At 37.7% G+C, this 18,747-nt stretch carries 19 protein-coding genes; 5 read left to right on the top strand and 14 right to left on the bottom strand.

What is annotated here, in order from left to right; all coding sequences use genetic code 11:
• Position 1 precedes the first annotated feature (1 nt).
• Together feoB and MKZ30_RS01800 are read right to left on the bottom strand one after the other, a co-directional pair.
• Complete coding sequence (gene feoB / locus MKZ30_RS01805) at positions 2–2,152, bottom strand: ferrous iron transport protein B (RefSeq protein WP_002355363.1); 2,151 nt, start codon at positions 2,150–2,152, stop codon at positions 2–4.
• Positions 2,149–2,622 carry a ferrous iron transport protein A gene (locus tag MKZ30_RS01800; protein ID WP_002355361.1) on the bottom strand — a complete coding sequence of 158 codons (474 nt, stop codon included), beginning with the start codon at positions 2,620–2,622 and terminating at the stop codon, positions 2,149–2,151. Before MKZ30_RS01800 ends, feoB begins: the two co-directional genes overlap by 4 nt.
• 512 nt (positions 2,623–3,134) lie before the next feature.
• On the opposite strand from MKZ30_RS01800, the gene MKZ30_RS01795 reads away from it, so the two are divergent.
• The 4 genes from MKZ30_RS01795 (at position 3,135) to nrdF (ending at position 7,044) form a co-directional block, all read left to right on the top strand.
• Positions 3,135–3,359: a redoxin NrdH gene (locus MKZ30_RS01795; RefSeq protein WP_002355360.1), complete on the top strand. Its 225-nt coding sequence runs from the start codon at positions 3,135–3,137 to the stop codon at positions 3,357–3,359.
• Between the two features lies 1 nt (position 3,360).
• Positions 3,361–3,738 (top strand): class Ib ribonucleoside-diphosphate reductase assembly flavoprotein NrdI, encoded by a 378-nt coding sequence (gene nrdI / locus MKZ30_RS01790; RefSeq protein WP_002355359.1) that lies wholly within the window; start codon positions 3,361–3,363, stop codon positions 3,736–3,738.
• On the top strand, positions 3,719–5,878 hold the full coding sequence (gene nrdE / locus MKZ30_RS01785; RefSeq protein WP_002355358.1) for a class 1b ribonucleoside-diphosphate reductase subunit alpha: 2,160 nt from the start codon (positions 3,719–3,721) through the stop codon (positions 5,876–5,878). Before nrdI ends, nrdE begins: the two co-directional genes overlap by 20 nt.
• Before the next feature lie 200 nt (positions 5,879–6,078).
• The gene (nrdF, locus tag MKZ30_RS01780; protein ID WP_002355357.1) at positions 6,079–7,044 is read left to right on the top strand and encodes a class 1b ribonucleoside-diphosphate reductase subunit beta; all 966 of its coding nucleotides are present in this window, start codon (positions 6,079–6,081) and stop codon (positions 7,042–7,044) included.
• A gap of 39 nt (positions 7,045–7,083) precedes the next feature.
• Here the strand turns inward: nrdF and MKZ30_RS01775 are convergent, their stop codons facing one another.
• The 7 genes from MKZ30_RS01775 to MKZ30_RS01745 all read right to left on the bottom strand — a co-directional run bounded on the left by MKZ30_RS01775 (position 7,084) and on the right by MKZ30_RS01745 (position 14,006).
• Positions 7,084–8,370 carry a TPM domain-containing protein gene (locus tag MKZ30_RS01775; RefSeq protein ID WP_002381196.1) on the bottom strand — a complete coding sequence of 429 codons (1,287 nt, stop codon included), beginning with the start codon at positions 8,368–8,370 and terminating at the stop codon, positions 7,084–7,086.
• A 44-nt stretch (positions 8,371–8,414) separates the two neighbouring features.
• Positions 8,415–8,984 (bottom strand): LemA family protein, encoded by a 570-nt coding sequence (locus MKZ30_RS01770; protein ID WP_002383709.1) that lies wholly within the window; start codon positions 8,982–8,984, stop codon positions 8,415–8,417.
• A gap of 299 nt (positions 8,985–9,283) precedes the next feature.
• Entirely contained in the window at positions 9,284–9,985 is a 702-nt protein-coding gene (locus tag MKZ30_RS01765; RefSeq protein WP_002355354.1) for an MgtC/SapB family protein, read from the bottom strand.
• Positions 9,986–10,079: 94 nt separating this feature from the next.
• On the bottom strand, positions 10,080–10,781 hold the full coding sequence (gene nagB, locus MKZ30_RS01760; protein ID WP_002355352.1) for a glucosamine-6-phosphate deaminase: 702 nt from the start codon (positions 10,779–10,781) through the stop codon (positions 10,080–10,082).
• 130 nt (positions 10,782–10,911) lie between these two features.
• Complete coding sequence (locus MKZ30_RS01755) at positions 10,912–12,120, bottom strand: LCP family glycopolymer transferase (RefSeq protein ID WP_002383706.1); 1,209 nt, start codon at positions 12,118–12,120, stop codon at positions 10,912–10,914.
• A 149-nt stretch (positions 12,121–12,269) separates the two neighbouring features.
• Entirely contained in the window at positions 12,270–13,250 is a 981-nt protein-coding gene (gene dapF, locus MKZ30_RS01750; RefSeq protein ID WP_002361202.1) for a diaminopimelate epimerase, read from the bottom strand.
• Between the two features lie 147 nt (positions 13,251–13,397).
• A complete protein-coding gene (locus tag MKZ30_RS01745; RefSeq protein ID WP_033601174.1) occupies positions 13,398–14,006 on the bottom strand; it encodes a superoxide dismutase in 609 nt (202 codons plus the stop codon).
• Between the two features lie 193 nt (positions 14,007–14,199).
• Between MKZ30_RS01745 and MKZ30_RS01740 the strand changes: the two genes are divergently transcribed.
• Positions 14,200–15,009: a DUF1189 domain-containing protein gene (locus tag MKZ30_RS01740; protein ID WP_002383704.1), complete on the top strand. Its 810-nt coding sequence runs from the start codon at positions 14,200–14,202 to the stop codon at positions 15,007–15,009.
• A gap of 33 nt (positions 15,010–15,042) precedes the next feature.
• Here MKZ30_RS01740 and MKZ30_RS01735 read toward each other — a convergent pair whose 3' ends face one another.
• From MKZ30_RS01735 to MKZ30_RS01715, 5 genes are read right to left on the bottom strand one after another with little or no spacing between them, the layout of a single operon-like run.
• Positions 15,043–15,462, bottom strand: coding sequence for a PTS sugar transporter subunit IIA (locus MKZ30_RS01735; RefSeq protein ID WP_002363016.1), 420 nt, complete (start codon positions 15,460–15,462; stop codon positions 15,043–15,045).
• Positions 15,463–15,471: 9 nt separating this feature from the next.
• Entirely contained in the window at positions 15,472–16,461 is a 990-nt protein-coding gene (locus MKZ30_RS01730) for a serine hydrolase domain-containing protein (protein WP_033601173.1), read from the bottom strand.
• Positions 16,462–16,473: 12 nt separating this feature from the next.
• Positions 16,474–17,364 carry an N-acetylmuramic acid 6-phosphate etherase gene (gene murQ / locus MKZ30_RS01725; RefSeq protein ID WP_002361198.1) on the bottom strand — a complete coding sequence of 297 codons (891 nt, stop codon included), beginning with the start codon at positions 17,362–17,364 and terminating at the stop codon, positions 16,474–16,476.
• A 14-nt stretch (positions 17,365–17,378) separates the two neighbouring features.
• On the bottom strand, positions 17,379–18,230 hold the full coding sequence (locus MKZ30_RS01720; protein WP_002355339.1) for a MurR/RpiR family transcriptional regulator: 852 nt from the start codon (positions 18,228–18,230) through the stop codon (positions 17,379–17,381).
• 16 nt (positions 18,231–18,246) lie between these two features.
• A complete protein-coding gene (locus tag MKZ30_RS01715) occupies positions 18,247–18,723 on the bottom strand; it encodes a PTS sugar transporter subunit IIB (RefSeq protein WP_002355337.1) in 477 nt (158 codons plus the stop codon).
• Between the last annotated feature and the right edge of the window lie 24 nt (positions 18,724–18,747).

Below are 18,747 nucleotides of genomic sequence, written 5' to 3'. Positions count from 1 at the left end.
ATTACCCTCTTTCTAAAGAAGTGATTGCTTGGACACTTTCTTTGCCTGGCTTTGGTTTTCTTATAAGGAAGTAAAATCCAGCTAAAACAACGCCCATCGCTAAAAAAGTCCCCAGAGTTAGTGTACCTTTTTCGACTAACACATGGCCCAATTGATAAATCACAAAACTAACCATATAAGCCAAACCGCATTGATAACCAATGGCTCCTAATGTCCATTTAAGGTCTCCCATTTCACGACGAATTGCGCCAATTGCAGCAAAACAAGGTGCACATAATAAGTTAAAAGTTAAGAACGAATAGGCCGCGACTGGCGTAAAAGTGTGTTGCAGTGCGCCCCAGACTTCTACCCCGTTTTCAGAAACATCTTTCACATTGCCAAATAAAATGCCTAAGGTACCAATAATATTTTCTTTCGCTATCAATCCTGTAATTGTGGCAACTGCCCCTTGCCAATTCCCCCAGCCTAATGGGATAAATAGCACCGCCAACCCTTTACCTAGAAATGCTAGAATACTTTGACTTTCTGGAACGGGTTGAAACGTCACAGAATAATGTGACATGAACCAAATGAGAATACTGGAAACAAAAATAATCGTTCCTGCTTTTTTTACAAATGAGCGACATCGTTCATAGGCATGTCGAACCACACTTCTAAGCTGTGGCAAATGATAGGCGGGAAGTTCCATAATAAATGGTGCTGGATCTCCCGAAAAATGCTTGGTCTTTTTTAAAGCAATCCCTGATAACACAATGGAAGCAACCCCTAAGAAATAAGCAGAGGGCGAAACCCAACTTTGGTTAGGAAAAAATGCACCTGCAATCAGAGCGATAATTGGCAACTTCGCCGAACACGGCATAAAAGTCGTGACCATAATAGTCATTCGCCGATCGCGTTCGTTTTCAATCGTTCGACTAGCCATCACGCCTGGGACCCCACAACCTGTCGCAATTAACATCGGAATAAATGACTTACCAGATAGGCCGAATTTCCGAAACAAGCGATCCATGACAAAGGCAATCCGTGCCATATAGCCACAATCTTCTAAAAAACCTAAACATAAAAACAGGACGGCCAGTTGTGGTAAAAAGCCTAACACAGCCCCAACACCTGCAATGATCCCATCTAAAATTAAACTTTGCATCCATGGCGCTACTTGCCATTGCGCCAACCAATTTCCTACAAATTGAGGAACCCATTCCCCAAAAAAGACATCATTTAACCAGTCTGTCCCCATTGTACCAACCGTTTGAATAGACAAGTAATAGACCAACCACATCACAAACGCAAAGATTGGCAACGCCAACCACCGATTGGTTACCACTCGGTCAATCTTATCACTGTGAGTAAATGTCATTTCTGTTTTTTTCGTCGCACACAAAGCAATTAATCGAGCAATAAAGGCATAGCGTTCATTGATGATAATCGCTTCACTTTCATCTTGAAAGATTTTTTCAGTAATTTGAATGACTTCTTCAATTTCTTTTTCTTGAAAAGAACTCAATAATAATTGCTCTTTGGTTCGAACATCTCGTTCAAAAAGTTTTAAACTATACCAACGCTGTTGCGTTTCAGGAACAGTATTCCCTAAAATATCAACAATTTCAGCAAGTGCTGCTTCTAAGCGATTATCATAAGAAGGATAAATAACCTCTGTCTCTATGGCATTCGCTCGCTGCTTACTTTGTTTTAAAGCATGATCCAACCCACGATTCTTCAAAGCACTAATCTCAACGACAGGCACGCCTAAGCCATAACTTAACTTTTCACTATTCAATGTTTGGCCGTTTTTTTCCAACAAATCCATCATGTTTAACGCACAAACAACCGGTAATCCGGTTTCAATTAATTGTGTTGTTAAATAAAGATTCCGTTCCAAATTGGTCACATCGAGAATATTCAAAATCACTGAAGGTTGGTCCTCCAAAAGATAATCTCGTGCTACAATTTCTTCAGGCGTATAAGGAGAAAGAGAGTAAATCCCTGGCAAATCTTGAATAATGAGTGTCTTATCTTTCTTTGCCACCCCCTCTTTGCGTTCCACAGTCACCCCTGGCCAGTTTCCAACATATTGGTTGGCTCCTGTTAACATATTGAACGTTGTCGTTTTACCGCTATTAGGGTTACCAGCTAGTGCAATTTGCTGAGTCATTCGCTTTCCTCCTTCTCAACCAAGATTAGTTCCGCTTCACTTTTTCGTAACGTTAGTTCGTAACCACGTACATTGATTTCAATTGGATCGGCTAAAGGAGCTACTTTACGAATAAAAATTACTGTTCCTTTTGTTAAGCCCATGTCCATCAACCGACGTTTCACCGCTCCTTGTCCGTGGATCCCTACTATTGTAGCGCGTTCTCCAACTTTCAAGGTATCCAAGGAGACCCAAACTTTCTCATTCGCCGAGCGCTCCTCCACATGAATCGCTTGTAAAATCGTATCTGTCAGCGCAATTCGACTATTATGTAATAAAACAATACCATTTTGATTCTGATAATTGACAAGGACAACTGCTTGGCCTGCAACGACACCTAAATTGTTCAGATGTTTCTTTGTCTGAACATCTGCTTGGACGCTTTCGACTGTATAGACTTTCCCAACTTCTGCCTGCGCTAACGTAATCATTTACTTCCCTCCATGTGAAAAAGTTTCAAACGAAAATGAGAATCGTTCTCAATTAAAAGAATACGCTTGCTTACACGGAAAGTCAATAAATTTCTGGATGTATCTCCTGTTTTCTTCTATTTTCCTTCTATATAGAGACACTTTTTTCAGATTACCATTTTTGAAAAAAGTCAGCTCTTGTTTTTTATGTTACTAGCTACTGTAAAATTCCACTCATTCAATAACAAATCCGCTTATTTTTTCTTCTTGTGCCTAACTCAAATGTCAACACAATATTTAGTGTTTTTTCACTAAATGTTCTCTTTCAAAATTTTAATTTTTTTGTTTGTCAAACACTGACCAATGTGTTTTTTCTCCCAAAAACGAGGATTCACGTGTTTTCATTTTTCTTTCAAAAACACAAAAACTAGTATTATGAGAAAAACGCACCACAATATATAGTGTTAAAGTGTTGACTTTTTTCTACATAGATTTATACTAGTCTATGTAGAAAAAAAGAGGAGGAACTTTCAATGAACGTAAAAATCTTTTCAAAAAATAACTGTATCCAATGTAAAATGGCGAAACGTTTCCTAAGTGAAAATAACATCGCTTTTGAAGAAATCAATATCGACGCACAACCAGATGCTATCGACTGGTTAAAAGAACAAGGGTTCCAAAGCGTACCGGTAATTACATCTGAAGCAACAACCGTTGTTGGCTTCCGTCCAGACCAATTAAAACAATTGGCTAGCTAAGATGAAACTTGTTTATTTTTCAGTCACCGGTCAAACAAGGCGCTTTATTAAAAAATTGGATTTGCCTGCTTATGAACTTGAGCCAGCGAATCCTTTTTTTGAAATAAATGAGCCTTTTATTCTTGTCATTCCTACCTATGATGCAGAAATTACAGAGGTAGTGAATGACTTTCTTGATTATAAAAGTAACCAAGAACTGTTAGTTGGTGTAGCTGGTGGGGGCAACCGTAATTTTGCTGAATTATTTGTCTATACCGCTAAAGATATTGCCCGCGATTATCACGTTCCGCTTCTATACTCCTTTGAGTTTAGCGGAACAGACGAAGACGTGGAGACCTTTAAGAAAGTAGTGGAAGAAATTGAGTCTAAAAGAAATTAAAGATGTCAGCTATTTCAAACTGAATAACGAGATTAACCGTCCTGTTGATGGTCAAATCCCTTTAAATAAAGATAAAGAAGCACTCGCGGCCTTCTTTAAAGAAAATGTAGAACCGAATACACGTAAATTCAGCTCTGCTGAAGAAAAAATCAACTTTTTAATGAAAGAAGATTTTATTGAAACTGAATTCATCGAAAAATATTCAATGGACTTTATTGAAAAATTATATGCTTTCTTAGATGAACAACATTTCCAATTCAAGTCTTTCATGGCGGCTTATAAATTTTATTCTCAATACGCTTTAAAGAACAACGCCGGAACAGAGTATTTAGAAACATATGAAGATCGGGTTGCCTTTAATGCCTTGTATTTTGCGGATGGCGATGAAGAGTTGGCTTTAACATTGGCGGATGAAATGATCCATCAACGGTATCAACCAGCCACACCTTCTTTCTTAAACGCTGGGCGTAAACGTCGAGGTGAATTGGTTTCTTGTTTCTTAGTTCAAGTAACAGATGATATGAATAGCATTGGGCGTTCAATTAATTCTGCCCTTCAATTATCACGAATCGGCGGTGGCGTAGGGATTACTCTTTCAAACTTACGTGAAGCGGGCGCACCAATCAAAGGTTATGATGGCGCAGCAAGTGGTGTTGTCCCTGTTATGAAATTATTTGAAGATAGCTTTAGCTACTCTAACCAACTAGGTCAACGTCAAGGTGCTGGTGTGGTTTATCTAAACGTCTTCCATCCAGATATTGAAATGTTCTTATCTGCTAAAAAAGAAAACGCTGATGAAAAAATCCGTGTAAAAACGTTGTCTCTTGGTGTTATTGTTCCAGATAAATTTTACGAATTAACACGTAACAACGAAGATATGTATTTATTTAGTCCTTATAGTGTGGAACGTGAATATGGTGTGCCTTATTCCTATGTAGATATCACCAAAGAATATGATAACCTAGTGGCCAATCCAAACATACGTAAACGTAAAATTAAAGCCCGTGACTTAGAAAATGAAATTTCTAAATTACAACAAGAATCTGGCTATCCTTATATCATCAATATTGATACAGCTAACAAAAACAATCCGATTGATGGCAAGATTATCATGAGTAACTTATGTTCTGAAATTCTTCAAGTTCAAACGCCTTCTGTTATTAATGGGAAACAAGAATATGAAGTTTTAGGAACAGATATTAGTTGTAACTTAGGTTCAACTAACATTGTTAATTTAATGGAAAGTCCTGACTTTGGAAAATCTGTCCGCGCTATGACGCGTGCGTTAACTTTTGTAACAGATGCTTCTGAAATTGATGTCGTGCCAACTATCCAAAATGGAAATCGTTTAAGCCATACAATCGGACTAGGCGCAATGGGCTTACACACCTTCTTCGCTAAAAATCATATGGAATACGGCTCTGAAGAATCATTAGACTTTACAGACATTTATTTCATGTTATTAAATTACTGGACTTTAATGGAAAGTAACCAAATTGCGAAAGAACGTAACCAAGTCTTCCACAATTTTGAAAAATCAGATTATGCTTCTGGTGCTTACTTCGATAAATATATTGAAGGCAACTTTACACCAAAATTTGATAAAGTGAAAGAAATTTTCAAAGACATTCAGATTCCAACGGCTGAAGATTGGGCTGCGTTACGTGATGCTGTGAAAAAAGATGGTCTTTATCATCAAAATCGTTTAGCCGTAGCGCCAAATGGTTCAATTTCATATATTAATGATACTAGTGCCAGCATTCATCCAATTACTCGCATGATTGAAGAACGTCAAGAGAAGAAAATTGGTAAGATTTACTATCCAGCGCCTTATTTAGCGAATGATACAATTCCTTACTATACTTCTGCTTACGACATGGATATGCGCAAAGTGATTGATGTCTACGCAACAGCGCAACAACACGTTGATCAAGGAATGAGTTTAACCTTGTTTATGCGTTCAGAAATTCCTGAAGGCTTGTATGAATGGAAAGAAACACCAAAACAAACAACCCGTGACTTGAACATTTTACGTCATTATGCGTTCAACAAAGGGATTAAATCAATTTACTATATTCGTACATTTACAGATGATGCTGAAGAAATTGGCAGCAATCAATGTGAGTCTTGCGTGATTTAATGAAAAGCACTTAAATAAGGCGTTCTGCTTGAGCGTCTTATTTTTTAGGAATGTTCTCTTTTTAAACAGGACATTTTCAGATATACTGGACAAAGAAGAACGGCTGCACGCTCCTATTTGGACTCTGTAGAACGTTTTAAGCGAAGAAACGAGACAACTAGTCAAACAGACTGCTGTCCCAGCATACAGGAGGAATAACCATGGCAACGTATTATGAAGCAATTAACTGGAACGCCATTGAAGACGTCATTGATAAATCCACTTGGGAAAAATTAACCGAACAATTTTGGTTAGATACACGGATTCCGTTATCCAATGACTTAGATGATTGGCGGACTCTTTCCGATTTAGAAAAAACTACTGTCGGCTACGTTTTTGGCGGTTTAACTTTATTAGATACCGTTCAATCAGAAAGCGGCATGGATCAACTGAGAAATGATGTGCGGACGCCCCATGAAGAAGCCGTCTTAAATAACATCCAATTCATGGAATCTGTCCATGCCAAAAGTTATTCTTCTATCTTCAGTACATTAAATACAAAAAAAGAGATTGATGATATTTTTGAGTGGACAAATACCAACAAACATCTGCAATATAAAGCAGAACGGATTAACGAAATTTATAAAAACGGTACTCCGTTAGAGAAAAAAATTGCTAGTGTATTTTTAGAAACGTTTTTATTCTATTCTGGGTTCTACACTCCTCTTTACTATTTAGGAAACAATAAACTAGCGAACGTCGCTGAAATTATTAAATTGATTATCCGTGATGAATCAGTGCACGGCACGTATATTGGCTATAAATTCCAATTAGGATTTAATGAATTACCAGAAGATGAGCAAGATAAACTAAAAGATTGGATGTATAATTTACTTTACGAATTGTACGAAAATGAAGAACGTTATACAGAAGAATTATATGATGACTTAGGTTGGACCGAAGAAGTAAAAACCTTTTTACGTTACAACGCCAACAAAGCTTTAATGAACTTAGGTATGGATCCCTTATTTGCGGATACAGCCAATGATGTGAACCCGATTGTAATGAATGGTATTTCGACAGGAACTAGCAACCATGACTTCTTCTCTCAAGTAGGAAATGGCTATTTACTAGGAACAGTTGAAGCCATGAAAGATGATGACTATCTTTACGGTTTAGATAAATAGCAAAAAGCTAGAAACGATCAACGTTTCTAGCTTTTTATTTTACCAACTTCCAGAGGCACCGCCACCGCCGAATGAGCCGCCACCGAATGAACCACCACTGCTGCTACCAGAACTACTATGATTAGACGGATTGTATTGTGAGTTTAAATAAGCATACGTCAAAACACTACCATCATAACTATATAAAGTATCTCCTACTAATAAACGCCCAAAAGATTGTTTTTTTGCATTTGGATATATACTTAGTAAAGAACCACGCTTAGTGGCACGTCTTATTTTCCCTTTTGTGGCAAATAACGTTGCTCCATTAAGATATAAACAATAAAAAGAAGTCTTTTTCATCTTATTTAATACTTTCTTTGTCTGTTCTGAGTTATTTAGGACAGCCTTTGTTGGTAAACAATTCAAATAATCTTGATACATTTTTTTAACAAGTTTTCTTGTTCTTAAAATTTGTAAAATATAAACAGCACAAATGAGCATCCCAGCAATACTTGCCATTAAAAGAACATTTCTTTTCGTTGTGTTAGTGTTTAACTCTGTTTGTATATTTGTTAATTCATTATCCACTTGTGCGGTTTTTGAATTGATTGCAGCCGATACTTGATCAATAATTTTATTGAGACCTGTATTATAATCCTCGTCTCTAAAAGCCTCTTTTACTTCTTCATTATTAATAATATCATCCGCATAGCTATCCGTTAAAATACTCTCTAAGCCATATCCAACTTCCAAGCGAGACTCGCGATCCTCAATTGCCATTAGAAAAACCACACCATTATTTTTTTCACGATCCCCTACACCTAATTGATTAGCAATCTTATTGCTGTAAGATTCAACAGATTCCCCACTAGGTAACGCAGGAACGGTAATAAGCATAAATTGTGCGCCATTCGCATTTTCCAACAATTGTTGATTCAATTGAAACATTTTCTGTTTAAGTTGATTTGAGACAATACCTGCATTATCTGAAACATAGATATTAGCATCATTAATGTTCAACTGCCCATTCGTTCCAGTAATTGTCACTAATTCATTTTCACCAGTTATTTCTTGTTTAGAAAAGTTATTTATTGTTGTCTGGGTTGACGCTTCAGTCATTTTCCCTGCTAAGATATCGTCTCTCTTTTTTTGTAAGGCATGTTGCTTCTCTCTCAGTGCAGTTTGTTTTGCTTCATAAGAGATTCCCTTTCCTTCATACCAAGCAGCCATTCCTAATATTAAAATCATACTTAAACTAATTACCACAACAATCGTTGTATTCCGCTGATGCTTTTTATAAAACAAACGAACTTTTTCTTGAATTTTTTCGACTTTTTTATCCAACCTTCCTCACTTCTTTCTTTTTAACCCAAATTTTCTATAAATTTTTATTTAAATTTTACTTGTGGCACTTCTTTTCCCTGCTCTGTCGCAACATAGTTAGTTTTCTTCTCAAATCCTAAAAGTTTTGCAATTATTTTATCAGGGAATTTTGAAATCTGTTGGTTATATGTTTCAACAGCTTGTATATAGTTACGGCGTTCAACAGAAATTCGATTTTCAGATCCTTCTAATTGAGTCATTAAGGTTTTGACATTTTCAGAAGAAGCTAACTTTGGGTAATTTTCATTCAATACTGTAACAAAATTACCTAATCCTTTTTCAATTTGCTCATTTGCTTGCCCTTTTTCAGAAGAAGATTTTGCTCCTGCGTATGCTTTACGTGCTTCCGTTATTTCTTTTAAAACTTCTTTTTCTTGAGTCATACTGCCTTGAACACTACTGACAAGATTCGGAATTAAATCAGCACGTCTTTGCATTACATTCTCTACTTGTGACCATTCTGCTTCGACTTTATTATCTAAAGTAATCAATTGATTATAAGCTTTCATCACAAATGCACCAATAATCACAACGACAACAACAATAATACTAAGAAATTTATTTTTTTTATTCATCTTACTTATCACCTTTCTTTCTAACTCGTAATACAATCATAACTCTTTTGTAATCTTTTTGAAATATTAAACTTAAAAAATCAGTCCTAGGTCCTAGAAGAAAAGAGCGTGGGACAAAAATCACTTTGGATTTTTGTTCCACGCTCAAAACTGATAAACGGCGGGAACAGAACCAACTCCTTCGGAAATAAGCCGAAATTCTCCAAAAATTAAAGAGCAATTTTCGGAAATTCCTTCTTATTTCTCGGAGCTAAACGGTTCTGTCCCGACCTCTTGTCATTAATTATAAATAGATGTTTCTACACATTAATCAATCGTAATTTTGTTACATTATTTGAAACAGATAGATCTTCGATAACATCGGCATACGTTAGGCCTTTAGGCAAATCAATAGTATAGATATTCGTATAGATTTTTGTATCATCCACCCAAGAAACATTGAAGTTCACATCATAAATTTCAATATGTTTTTCTTCAAAATACTGATTAATAAATTCTTTGGTTTCTTGTTTATGTTGATAGCGAATTTCTAATTTTTTGATTGTTGGTACGTGAATAATTCGTTTGACAATGGTTAAGGCAAATAATACACCGATAAAACTTGTTAAGGCAATCGTATAGTAGCCCATGCCCACCGCAATCCCTAAACCAGCAACGGTCCATAGTGACGCGGCTGTCGTCAATCCTGTGACACTTTGTTTCGTTACAATGATGGTTCCAGCACCTAAAAAGCCGATTCCACTTACAACTTGTGCGATCAACCTTGCTTGATCTGAACGAATGACCCCCGTCAAAGCCGGATTAGCTAACGCATCTTTCAATGCATTGATTGCAATTTGCGACTGAATTAACGCAATAATAGCCGCGCCCATACAAACTAAAATGTGAGTGCGCATCCCTGCTGGGCGATTCTTATATTGTCTTTCAAAACCAATTGCTCCACCCATCACCATCGCTAGGACTAACCGTAAAATAATTTCTGGAATTGTTAGCTGTAACATCCTTTTCACCTCTTCTTCTATTACTTCCAGTATAACAAAAAAGGACTTGAAACATAAGAAAATCCTTATGTTTCAAGTCCTTTTTCATCAATGATTATAATTTACTTGCAGCTGCATCATCAATGATTACAACAACATCTTGATGGTTTTGTAATGCACTTGCTGGCATGTCTGTTGTTACTGGTCCGTCAATCATTCCTTTAATGGCCTCTGCTTTTGCTTCGCCATAAGCCATTAAAATCATTTTTTTACCTTTCATGATTGAGCCAATCCCCATAGAAACAGCACGTGTTGGGACATCTTCTACTTTGTCAAAATAACGTTTATTTGCGTTGATTGTTGATTCAGTCAACTCAACGACATGTGTTAAGCTATCTAGAGGTGTGCCTGGTTCGTTGAAACCAATGTGTCCATTTTGACCAATACCTAAGATTTGGATATCTACTGGATGTGCATCGATAATTTTTTCATATTCTGCGGAAGCAGCATCTAAATCTTCTGCTTTACCATTTGGTACAAATGTTTCTTTAAATGGTTTTTTGTCAAATAAGTGTTTGTTCATGAAATAACGGTAACTTTGCTCATCTTCGCCACCTAAACCAACATATTCGTCTAAGTTTACAGAAGTCATTTCTGTAAAGTCGACATCACTTGCTGTCATTTCTTTATATAATGTTTCTGGTGTACTACCTGTTGCTAAGCCTAAAACTTTCGCACCATTGTTCATACCTTCTTTAATTAATTCAAACGCTTTTTTGCCGCCTTCTTCTGCATTTGCTACACGGATAATTTGCATTTTGACACGCTCCTTACGGTTTATTTTGGTATAGTCCAATTATAACACCTTCTGAAAAAAAATTCTAGAATAAAAGAAAAAAACTTCTATTTCCCATCAGAAATAGAAGTTTTCGAGCTTGTTTAACAGATTAATATTGTGGTGCGTTGGGATCCACATACGTATTTGGATCAGCATAAGCGTTTGGATCTGTGTACGTATTTGGGTCAACGTACGTATTCGGATCATAGGCTCCTTCTGCTGCTTGTTGCGTATTGCCGTTGTATTCTGTTTGACCGGCTGTGGTGTCCGCTGTGCTACTCGAACTAGTAGAGCTATTGGCACTTGAATCACCAGATTCACCAATCAGTGCAGTATCTGTAACAGCATAGCTAAACTGATTATAAAAGGCTAAATCTTTTTCACGTTCAGAAGCATGTTCTTTTAAACCAAGTTGTTTTCTAAGTGTTGTTTGTGTTTTGTATAAACTATTTGGATCTAGGACTTGATAATAAATATCATCAATAGTTGCACTGTATCCTTGTAATTGTTCAGAGTCAATTGTTTTAAAGGCAGACAAATATTTTGATTGGATGTCCATCATATCATCCCAAGTTAAGTCTGTTTTTACGTTGGCTTCAACAGCATCAAGAATTTTTCGATATTTTGAAACACCATCAAAACTCATGACTTTGCGCACGATTTTCTCAACAACTTCTCGTTGGCGGCGTTGACGACCCACATCTCCTTCAGGATCTTCGTGACGCATCCGCGCATAAGCCAAACCTGTCGTGCCATCTAACTTGATTTTACCTGCTGGAACAGTAATACCGTCCAACGTAAATTCACCAATCGTATTATCTACTTCAATACCGCCTACCGCATCAATCAGGTCTTTTAACCCTTTCATATTGATGGATACATAGTGATGGATGGGAATATCCAGTAATTCTTGGACTGTATTAATCGCCATTTCGGCGCCACCAAATGCATAGGCATGGTTCAATTTGTCTTGTGTGTCATTTCCAACAATATCTGTTAGAATATCTCTATCCAAACTGATCATTGTGGACTTGTTTTCTTTCGGGTTGATGGTTACAACCATTGTAGTATCTGAACGACCTTGTTCTGTTCGGCCTAAATCGCCTGTGTCAATCCCCATTAAAAGAACAGAGAATGGTTCTTGCGCATCAATATTGGCCGTGGCTCCTTTATTGGACTTACGGTTAACTGATTGATAGATCCCATTAATTGTTGAATTGGCATCTGAATACATCTTAATCCCGTAAGCACATACCCCAGCTACTACCACTAGCAAGACGCTCAAGAAGCCCAGTACTACTTTTTTCCATAGTTTCATAAGACACTTCCTCGTTTATCTAAGAATAATTCTTAATTCATGCCCTTTATTTTCTCATAGTTTGCTTATTCAAGCAATATTTTTTATTTTTTGGAACAAGAACTTAACACAATTGTAAAATAAAAGAGCGCTTTATCAAGGAACAATTGTTATTTTTGAGAAAGTGTTTGCAGAAATTCTTGATAATGTTTCTGTTCATTCGTTTCAGTGATAGTTATTTTCTCAAATGCACCATTTAGTAAATCAGTCAGTGATCCTTCAATCAAATGCGTAATCGTGGCATTCCCAATTAATTCCATCCAATAACTGCCATCTGACGTTTCGTGGACGACTGTTTTCACCATACCTCCAGCATTTTTGACGGTTATTTCTTCATAAAAAACACCATCTTTCAATAACGTATAAAGTAAACTACTTGCGCACATGGCTGTCCCACAAGCACTTGTAAAACCTACACCACGTTCATACGTTCGAACAAATAGTTGATTTTTGCCAAGAATTTCAACAAAACTCACATTTATCCCTTCTGGAAAATATGGATTTTCATTATTTACATAGGTAGCGATTCGTTCAAATTCTGGCCCATTTAAGGTTTCATGATCCACAAATGCTACAAGGTGCGGATTAGGCACTGCTACCGCTGTAAAGCGAATGGTGTTAGATAAGGCTGGTACGATTTCATCAATTAATGTTTGGACCCCTAAATGCATTGGGATAGTCACTGCTTCAAAACTTACTGGCGAAATTTCCACTTGGTAAGTCGCTACTTCTTCAGCTAAATTGGGGGCTTGACGTACTTTCAAATCTGCAAACATTGTTTCAACTGTAAATGATTTTTCTTGGTTTTTTTCAGCTAAATAACGGGCAACCGTACGCAAGCCGTTCCCGCACATGCTTGCTTCACTACCATCGCTGTTAATCACTCGCATTCTAGCATTGGACGTGCCGTGAGTCCCTTCTCCTACCAAAAGTAACCCATCTGCTCCCGCCAATAATCCTGTTTCCCGCGAACATAACTGGATGCGCAATTGCTCAATTTCCTCAGCGGTTAAAGAACGCTCAAACTGTGTTTCATCCAATAAAAAGAAATCATTTTCTGACCCGTGTACTTTTTGCATCATAACATTCATTTTTTTAGCTCCTTCTTTATGTATCCGTTATCTTTCCCTACTTACTTTAGTATGCCATAAACGAACAACTATTTCGACCCTGGATTTGTAAAAGGAAAGAGTCAAATGACAGCCGTCATTTGACTCTTTCCTTCACAATTGGCAAACTTATTTTGCTACTGCAAAAAGTTCGTTTACTTTATCCCAGTTAACAACGTTCCAGAATGCTTCAATGTAATCTGGACGAACGTTTTTATATTTTAAGTAATACGCATGTTCCCAAACGTCAAGACCTAAAACAGGTGTTTGGCCATCCATTAATGGTGAATCTTGGTTTGGTGTTGAAGTGATTTCTAATTTACCGTTATTCACAACTAACCAAGCCCAACCTGAACCAAAGCGGCCAGTTGCAGCTGTTTTGAAAGCAGCTTTCATTTCATCAAAGCTACCAAATGTTTCATCGATTGCTTCTTTAATAGCGCCAGTTGGTTGTCCACCAGCATTTGGTGCCATAATTTCCCAGAAGAATGTATGGTTTGCGTGGCCGCCACCATTGTTACGAACGGCTGTGCGGATATCTTCAGGAATAGCATTCATATCTGAAATTAGGTCTTCTACAGATTTTTCGCCTAATTCTGGATGTTTTTCAATCGCTGCGTTTAAGTTAGTCACATAAGTGTTGTGGTGTTTATCATGATGTAAGTGCATTGTTTCCACGTCAATGTAAGGTTCTAATGCATCATAAGCATATGGTAATTCTGGTAATGTGTAAGTCATTTTTTAAATCCCCCTATTTTTTAGTATGTAACATACGTCTTTCATACAACTATTATGATAACAGAGTGAACCGCTTTCTACAAAATAGTTTGCTTGCCAAAAGAAAAGTTTTACAAAAGAGGGAGATTACCTTGTGTTTCCCTCATAAATTCGCTAGAATGACCTGTAGAAGAACGATGTGAGGAGTAAATAAATGAATACATTGCAATTATTTAAGCAGGCCTTTTTTTCAGTTTCAGAATTACGGCATGCGAAAAAAATGGCGTTTTGGAAAGTAATTCTCTATGCTGTTTTTTTAAGTGCTATTTTAGCACTACCTATTACCAAACAAGTCTTTTCTGTGCTACAAGAGGTGCAACAAGATGGCCAAAAAATTGCAGAAAAGTTGCCTGACTTTTCTATTGAAAATGGCACGTTGCAAACAAGGGCCAAAGAATCTGGCTTTATTTATCAAACCGACTCGATTATTTTTACGTTTGATCCAGATGGAAAGCGTACAGCCGCTGATGTCCAAAAAGATTTAATTGGTAATGCGTTTGGTTTAGCTTTTTTACAAGATGAATTTGTAGTCGCCTTACCAAATTCAGGCGCAACTGAATCAATTCTAGGCACCGACCAATTTATCTTCCCCTATAGTAAAGGAACCTTAGATGGCGTTAACGCTCAGAGTATCAAGACTGCGCTAAGTGAAGCAGCGATCCCCTGGTGGACAAAACTCATTGTCTTTTTAGTGGCTATCTACCCTGTTCTAATCGGTTTAGTTTTAGACTTACTGATTGCCGCTATCGGTGCATCTCTCTATTCAAAATTACGTTTTTATTCTTTACGTTTGATTGATTGTTTAAAAATTATTACGTATTGTGCTACCGTGCCAGTTATCTTAAGTGCTATTTTAAACTTCGTAAATCCGATGTTTAACGATGGCATCCTAGTTATTTTACTAAGTCTGTTCTTTTTCTTTGTCACAACCAAAAACGAACCACGGAATATCCCTGGTTCTTAAAAAAGGTGTTGTCTTTGAGACAACACCTTTTTGCTATTCTTCAAATTCTTCTTCATCTGTTAATTCAGGTAAGTCAATCGTGGTCACCGCAGATTGGCCAATTTGCGTTAAATATGCAGCTAATTCATCCACATTTTCCACAGGTGACACGGCTGCTTCAATTGCCATTGCTAAATTAAGTCCGGCGACTACTCGTAATTGCGGATAAGTGCCCATGGCCATCATAGCCACATTACAAGGTGTTCCTCCTTTTAAATCAGCTAATACAAGCGTCGGGACATTGCCAGCTTCTTTTAAGATTGCTGCCAGTTTTGCTTGCGTGCCGCTCAAGCCATCTTCTGCGGTCATTGACACAATCGCAGCATCTGCTAATTCCCCGACAATCATTTGAGTAGAAGCTAAGGTTTCTTCTGCCATCCGTCCATGGCTCATTAAAATTAATTTTGGTTTCATCATTTCCTCCTAAAAATACTGCTGATAAATTTTTGTTCGTGCTTTTAAAAAGCCACGTTCTTCACGAGTGGGATGAACCCGATTCGTTAACAAAATTAGGGCTTCTTTGGTTTCTTTTTTCATACCAATCGCCGTTCCAGTAAAGCCAGTATGATACAAATAGTCTACCCCAGCTTGCGTCTTTTTCACTTCCCAACCAAATGTACGTCCCCCTTGGTTCATAGACCAGAGAGCATCGAACATTTTTTCAGAAAATAATGGTTTGCCAGACGGGTAGCGATTGTTCATAAAACACTGAACAAAAGTGAGTAAATCTGGTAAAGTTGCAAATAAACCTGCACTGCCGATTGGCGCTTTCAGTTGATAGGCTTTCGAATCGTGGACCACTCCCTGAATAACGCCGCGTTGTTTTGTAATCTCTGTGGGCACTGCCTGGGCAAAATCGCTGACCGTAAAACTTGTATGCTGTAGGTTCATTGGTTGAAATACGTATGTTTGAAAACTCTCTTCTAATGAGCAGCGATCCAATACTTGAATAATTTCTCCCAATAAGTAATACCCTAAATCAGAATAAGTGGTTTTCCCTCGTTCAGATAACGAATGCGTCAAAATGATTTCTTGCAAGCTTTTTTTTGTGACATTTTTCTTATCAGCAACATCAGCTGGCAGTCCGCTCTGATGCAGTAGAAGCTCCCCTATCGAACAAGATAGCCCTTGATAAGCAGATAGGATTTCCCCCACAGTGGTTGAAAAAGCAAGCTGATTTGTATCGATTAATTGTAACATTCGATTTGTTGTCCCAATAACTTTCGTTAAGGACGCTAAATCATACAGGCTAGCTGATGAAACCTTTTGTCTTGCAAATGGACCAGTATTACCTAAAAAGCCCGTATACTGTTCTGATAAGCTATCTTCTGTGATCGTCCCCCAAGCGACACCCGGAACGACTTGCTGATTAATCAGTCTCTGAATTGTTTCTTGAATTGCGATTTGATTCATTGTTCACCACTTCTATGCTAAAACTTCTGAAATCCGTCCGTCATGTTCTGCTAATAGTTGTTTGGCTTTTTGAAAATCAACGTGGGCTTTCGCCATTACAATAGCTGGTGCCACTTCTAGCTGCGCTGCCTCCAAATATTCTTTGGCTTGCGATTCCTCGATTTCTGCTGCTTCTTTAATGATATTCGTGGCACGTTGCATTAATTTTTCGTTCGTTGGTTGTACGTTGACCATCAAATTTTGATAGATATTCCCTACTTTAACCATAATCCCTGTTGAAAACATATTTAACACCATTTTCTGTGCTGAACCCGCTTTCATTCTAGTTGACCCTGTAATGACTTCCGGTCCGACAATTGGCGCAATCCCAATTTCCGCCAATTGATTCATCGGACTTTGATTATTACAGGTCACGGAGATGGTTAGAGCGCCCACTTTTTTTCCGTATTCAATTGCAGAAACGGCATATGGTGTCCGACCACTAGCAGCAATCGCAATTACAACATCTCGGGCGGTCAATTGATGTTGCGTTAAATCTTCGATGGCTAATTCTTTCGAGTCTTCAGCGCCTTCAATTGCTTGATACATTGCTTTTTCACCACCAGCTAAAATACCAAATGCGCGTTCTGGCGACACACTATATGTGGGCGTTAATTCAATCGCATCCAAAGCACCTAAACGTCCAGACGTTCCTGCACCACAATAGATTAAACGGCCCCCTTTTTTAAATCGTTCTGCCGCTGCATCAATTGCTGCAGCAATCTGCGGAAGCACCTTTTCAATTGCTTGTGCTACCTTTTGGTCTTCTTGATTTATTAAAGTCACCATCTCTAATGTTGACACTTGGTCAATCTTTTTAGTCGCTTCATTTCTGGCTTCTGTCGTTAATCCTTCTAAATTCATTTGCTTGCACACCCCTACTTCTCTTTTAGACGGCTGACAAGTTGACTCGTTTCAATCATATTACGTTCAATTTCTGTGTCTAAATCATCTTGAATTGAACCTAAATACAGAACATCGCCAATTGCCATTGACGAAGCAATCGATGAAATAGCCCCAACTCGAATGAGGTGCTCATTATTGGGGACTAAAAGAACTTCATCGCTCAATGATCGCACGTTTTCTCCATCGTTACTGGTAATAAAAATAACCGTTGCGCCTCTATTTTTGGCAATTTCACAGGCAATTAAGGCTTCTTTTGTCAAACCACTATAGGAGACCGTGATCAAAATGTCTTGTGCCGTTGCATAATTTAAAAACTCCAACATCATGTGACTATCATAATTAAAAATTGCTTGGCGACCAGCGCGGTTAAACTTGTGATAAAGATTATAAGTCGTTAAAGAAGAGGCACCAATTCCAACCAAATGAATTTTTTCCGCTTTTTTAACATGCGCGATTGCTCGTTCCAAGGCTTGTTTATCCACTGTATAAAACAAATCCTCAATCGTAGCATTTAATAAAGATTCCACTTTCATACAAATAGTATCCACCGAATCATCTGCCGCTACAATTGGATCAATATCTTTTTTACCGTTACTGGCAGCTTGTACCGCTGCAATGGATAGTTTTAACTCTTCCCAGCTGTCAAATCCTAATTGTTTAGAAAAACGGGTAACTGACGCTGGAGAAGTTTCGCTATTGCTAGCAATTTCGTTTGCTGTTAATGAGAGAAGACGGGTCGGATCCTTCAGTATATAGTCTGCGATTCTCTTATTTACTTTGGAAAAGTCCTTATATTTTTGTCTGATTGAACGGATTGGCTCCATCTTCTCATCTCCATTTCTATTTTATGAAAGTTAAAATTGCTTCGTTTGGTTCAGAAGGGATCATCTGTGCGGTAATAGTCACCCCATTATCTGTTAAACGACGAACGGTTTGAATATCTTCATCGGTTAATGCAACAGATTTTTTAATTGCTCGACTGCCTTCTTTTTGAGAAATATTGCCGACATTGAAGCTCTGTAACGGAACACCGCCATCAATTAAAGCCGCCATGTCTGCAATGTCTTTCGTAATTAAAAAGACTTTTTCTTCATCATAATTGCCTGCTAAAATTTTTTCAATCGCTTTACGTTTTGATAAAATGGATAATTTAACTCCTGCAGGCTTAGCCATTTTTAAGGCACCAATTTGTAATTGATCTTTGACCGCGGCATCATTTACTACCATGATTCTTTGTGCGCCAACCGTATTTGTCCAAACAGTTGCAACTTGTCCGTGAATTAAACGCTCATCTACTCTTGCATGTACAATTGTCATAATAAATCTCTCCTATTATATACT

The sequence above is a fragment of the Enterococcus sp. LX10 genome (genome assembly GCF_023539285.1).
GTDB lineage: Bacteria > Bacillota > Bacilli > Lactobacillales > Enterococcaceae > Enterococcus > Enterococcus faecalis.
This window is presented reverse-complemented; position numbering and strand designations above follow the sequence as displayed.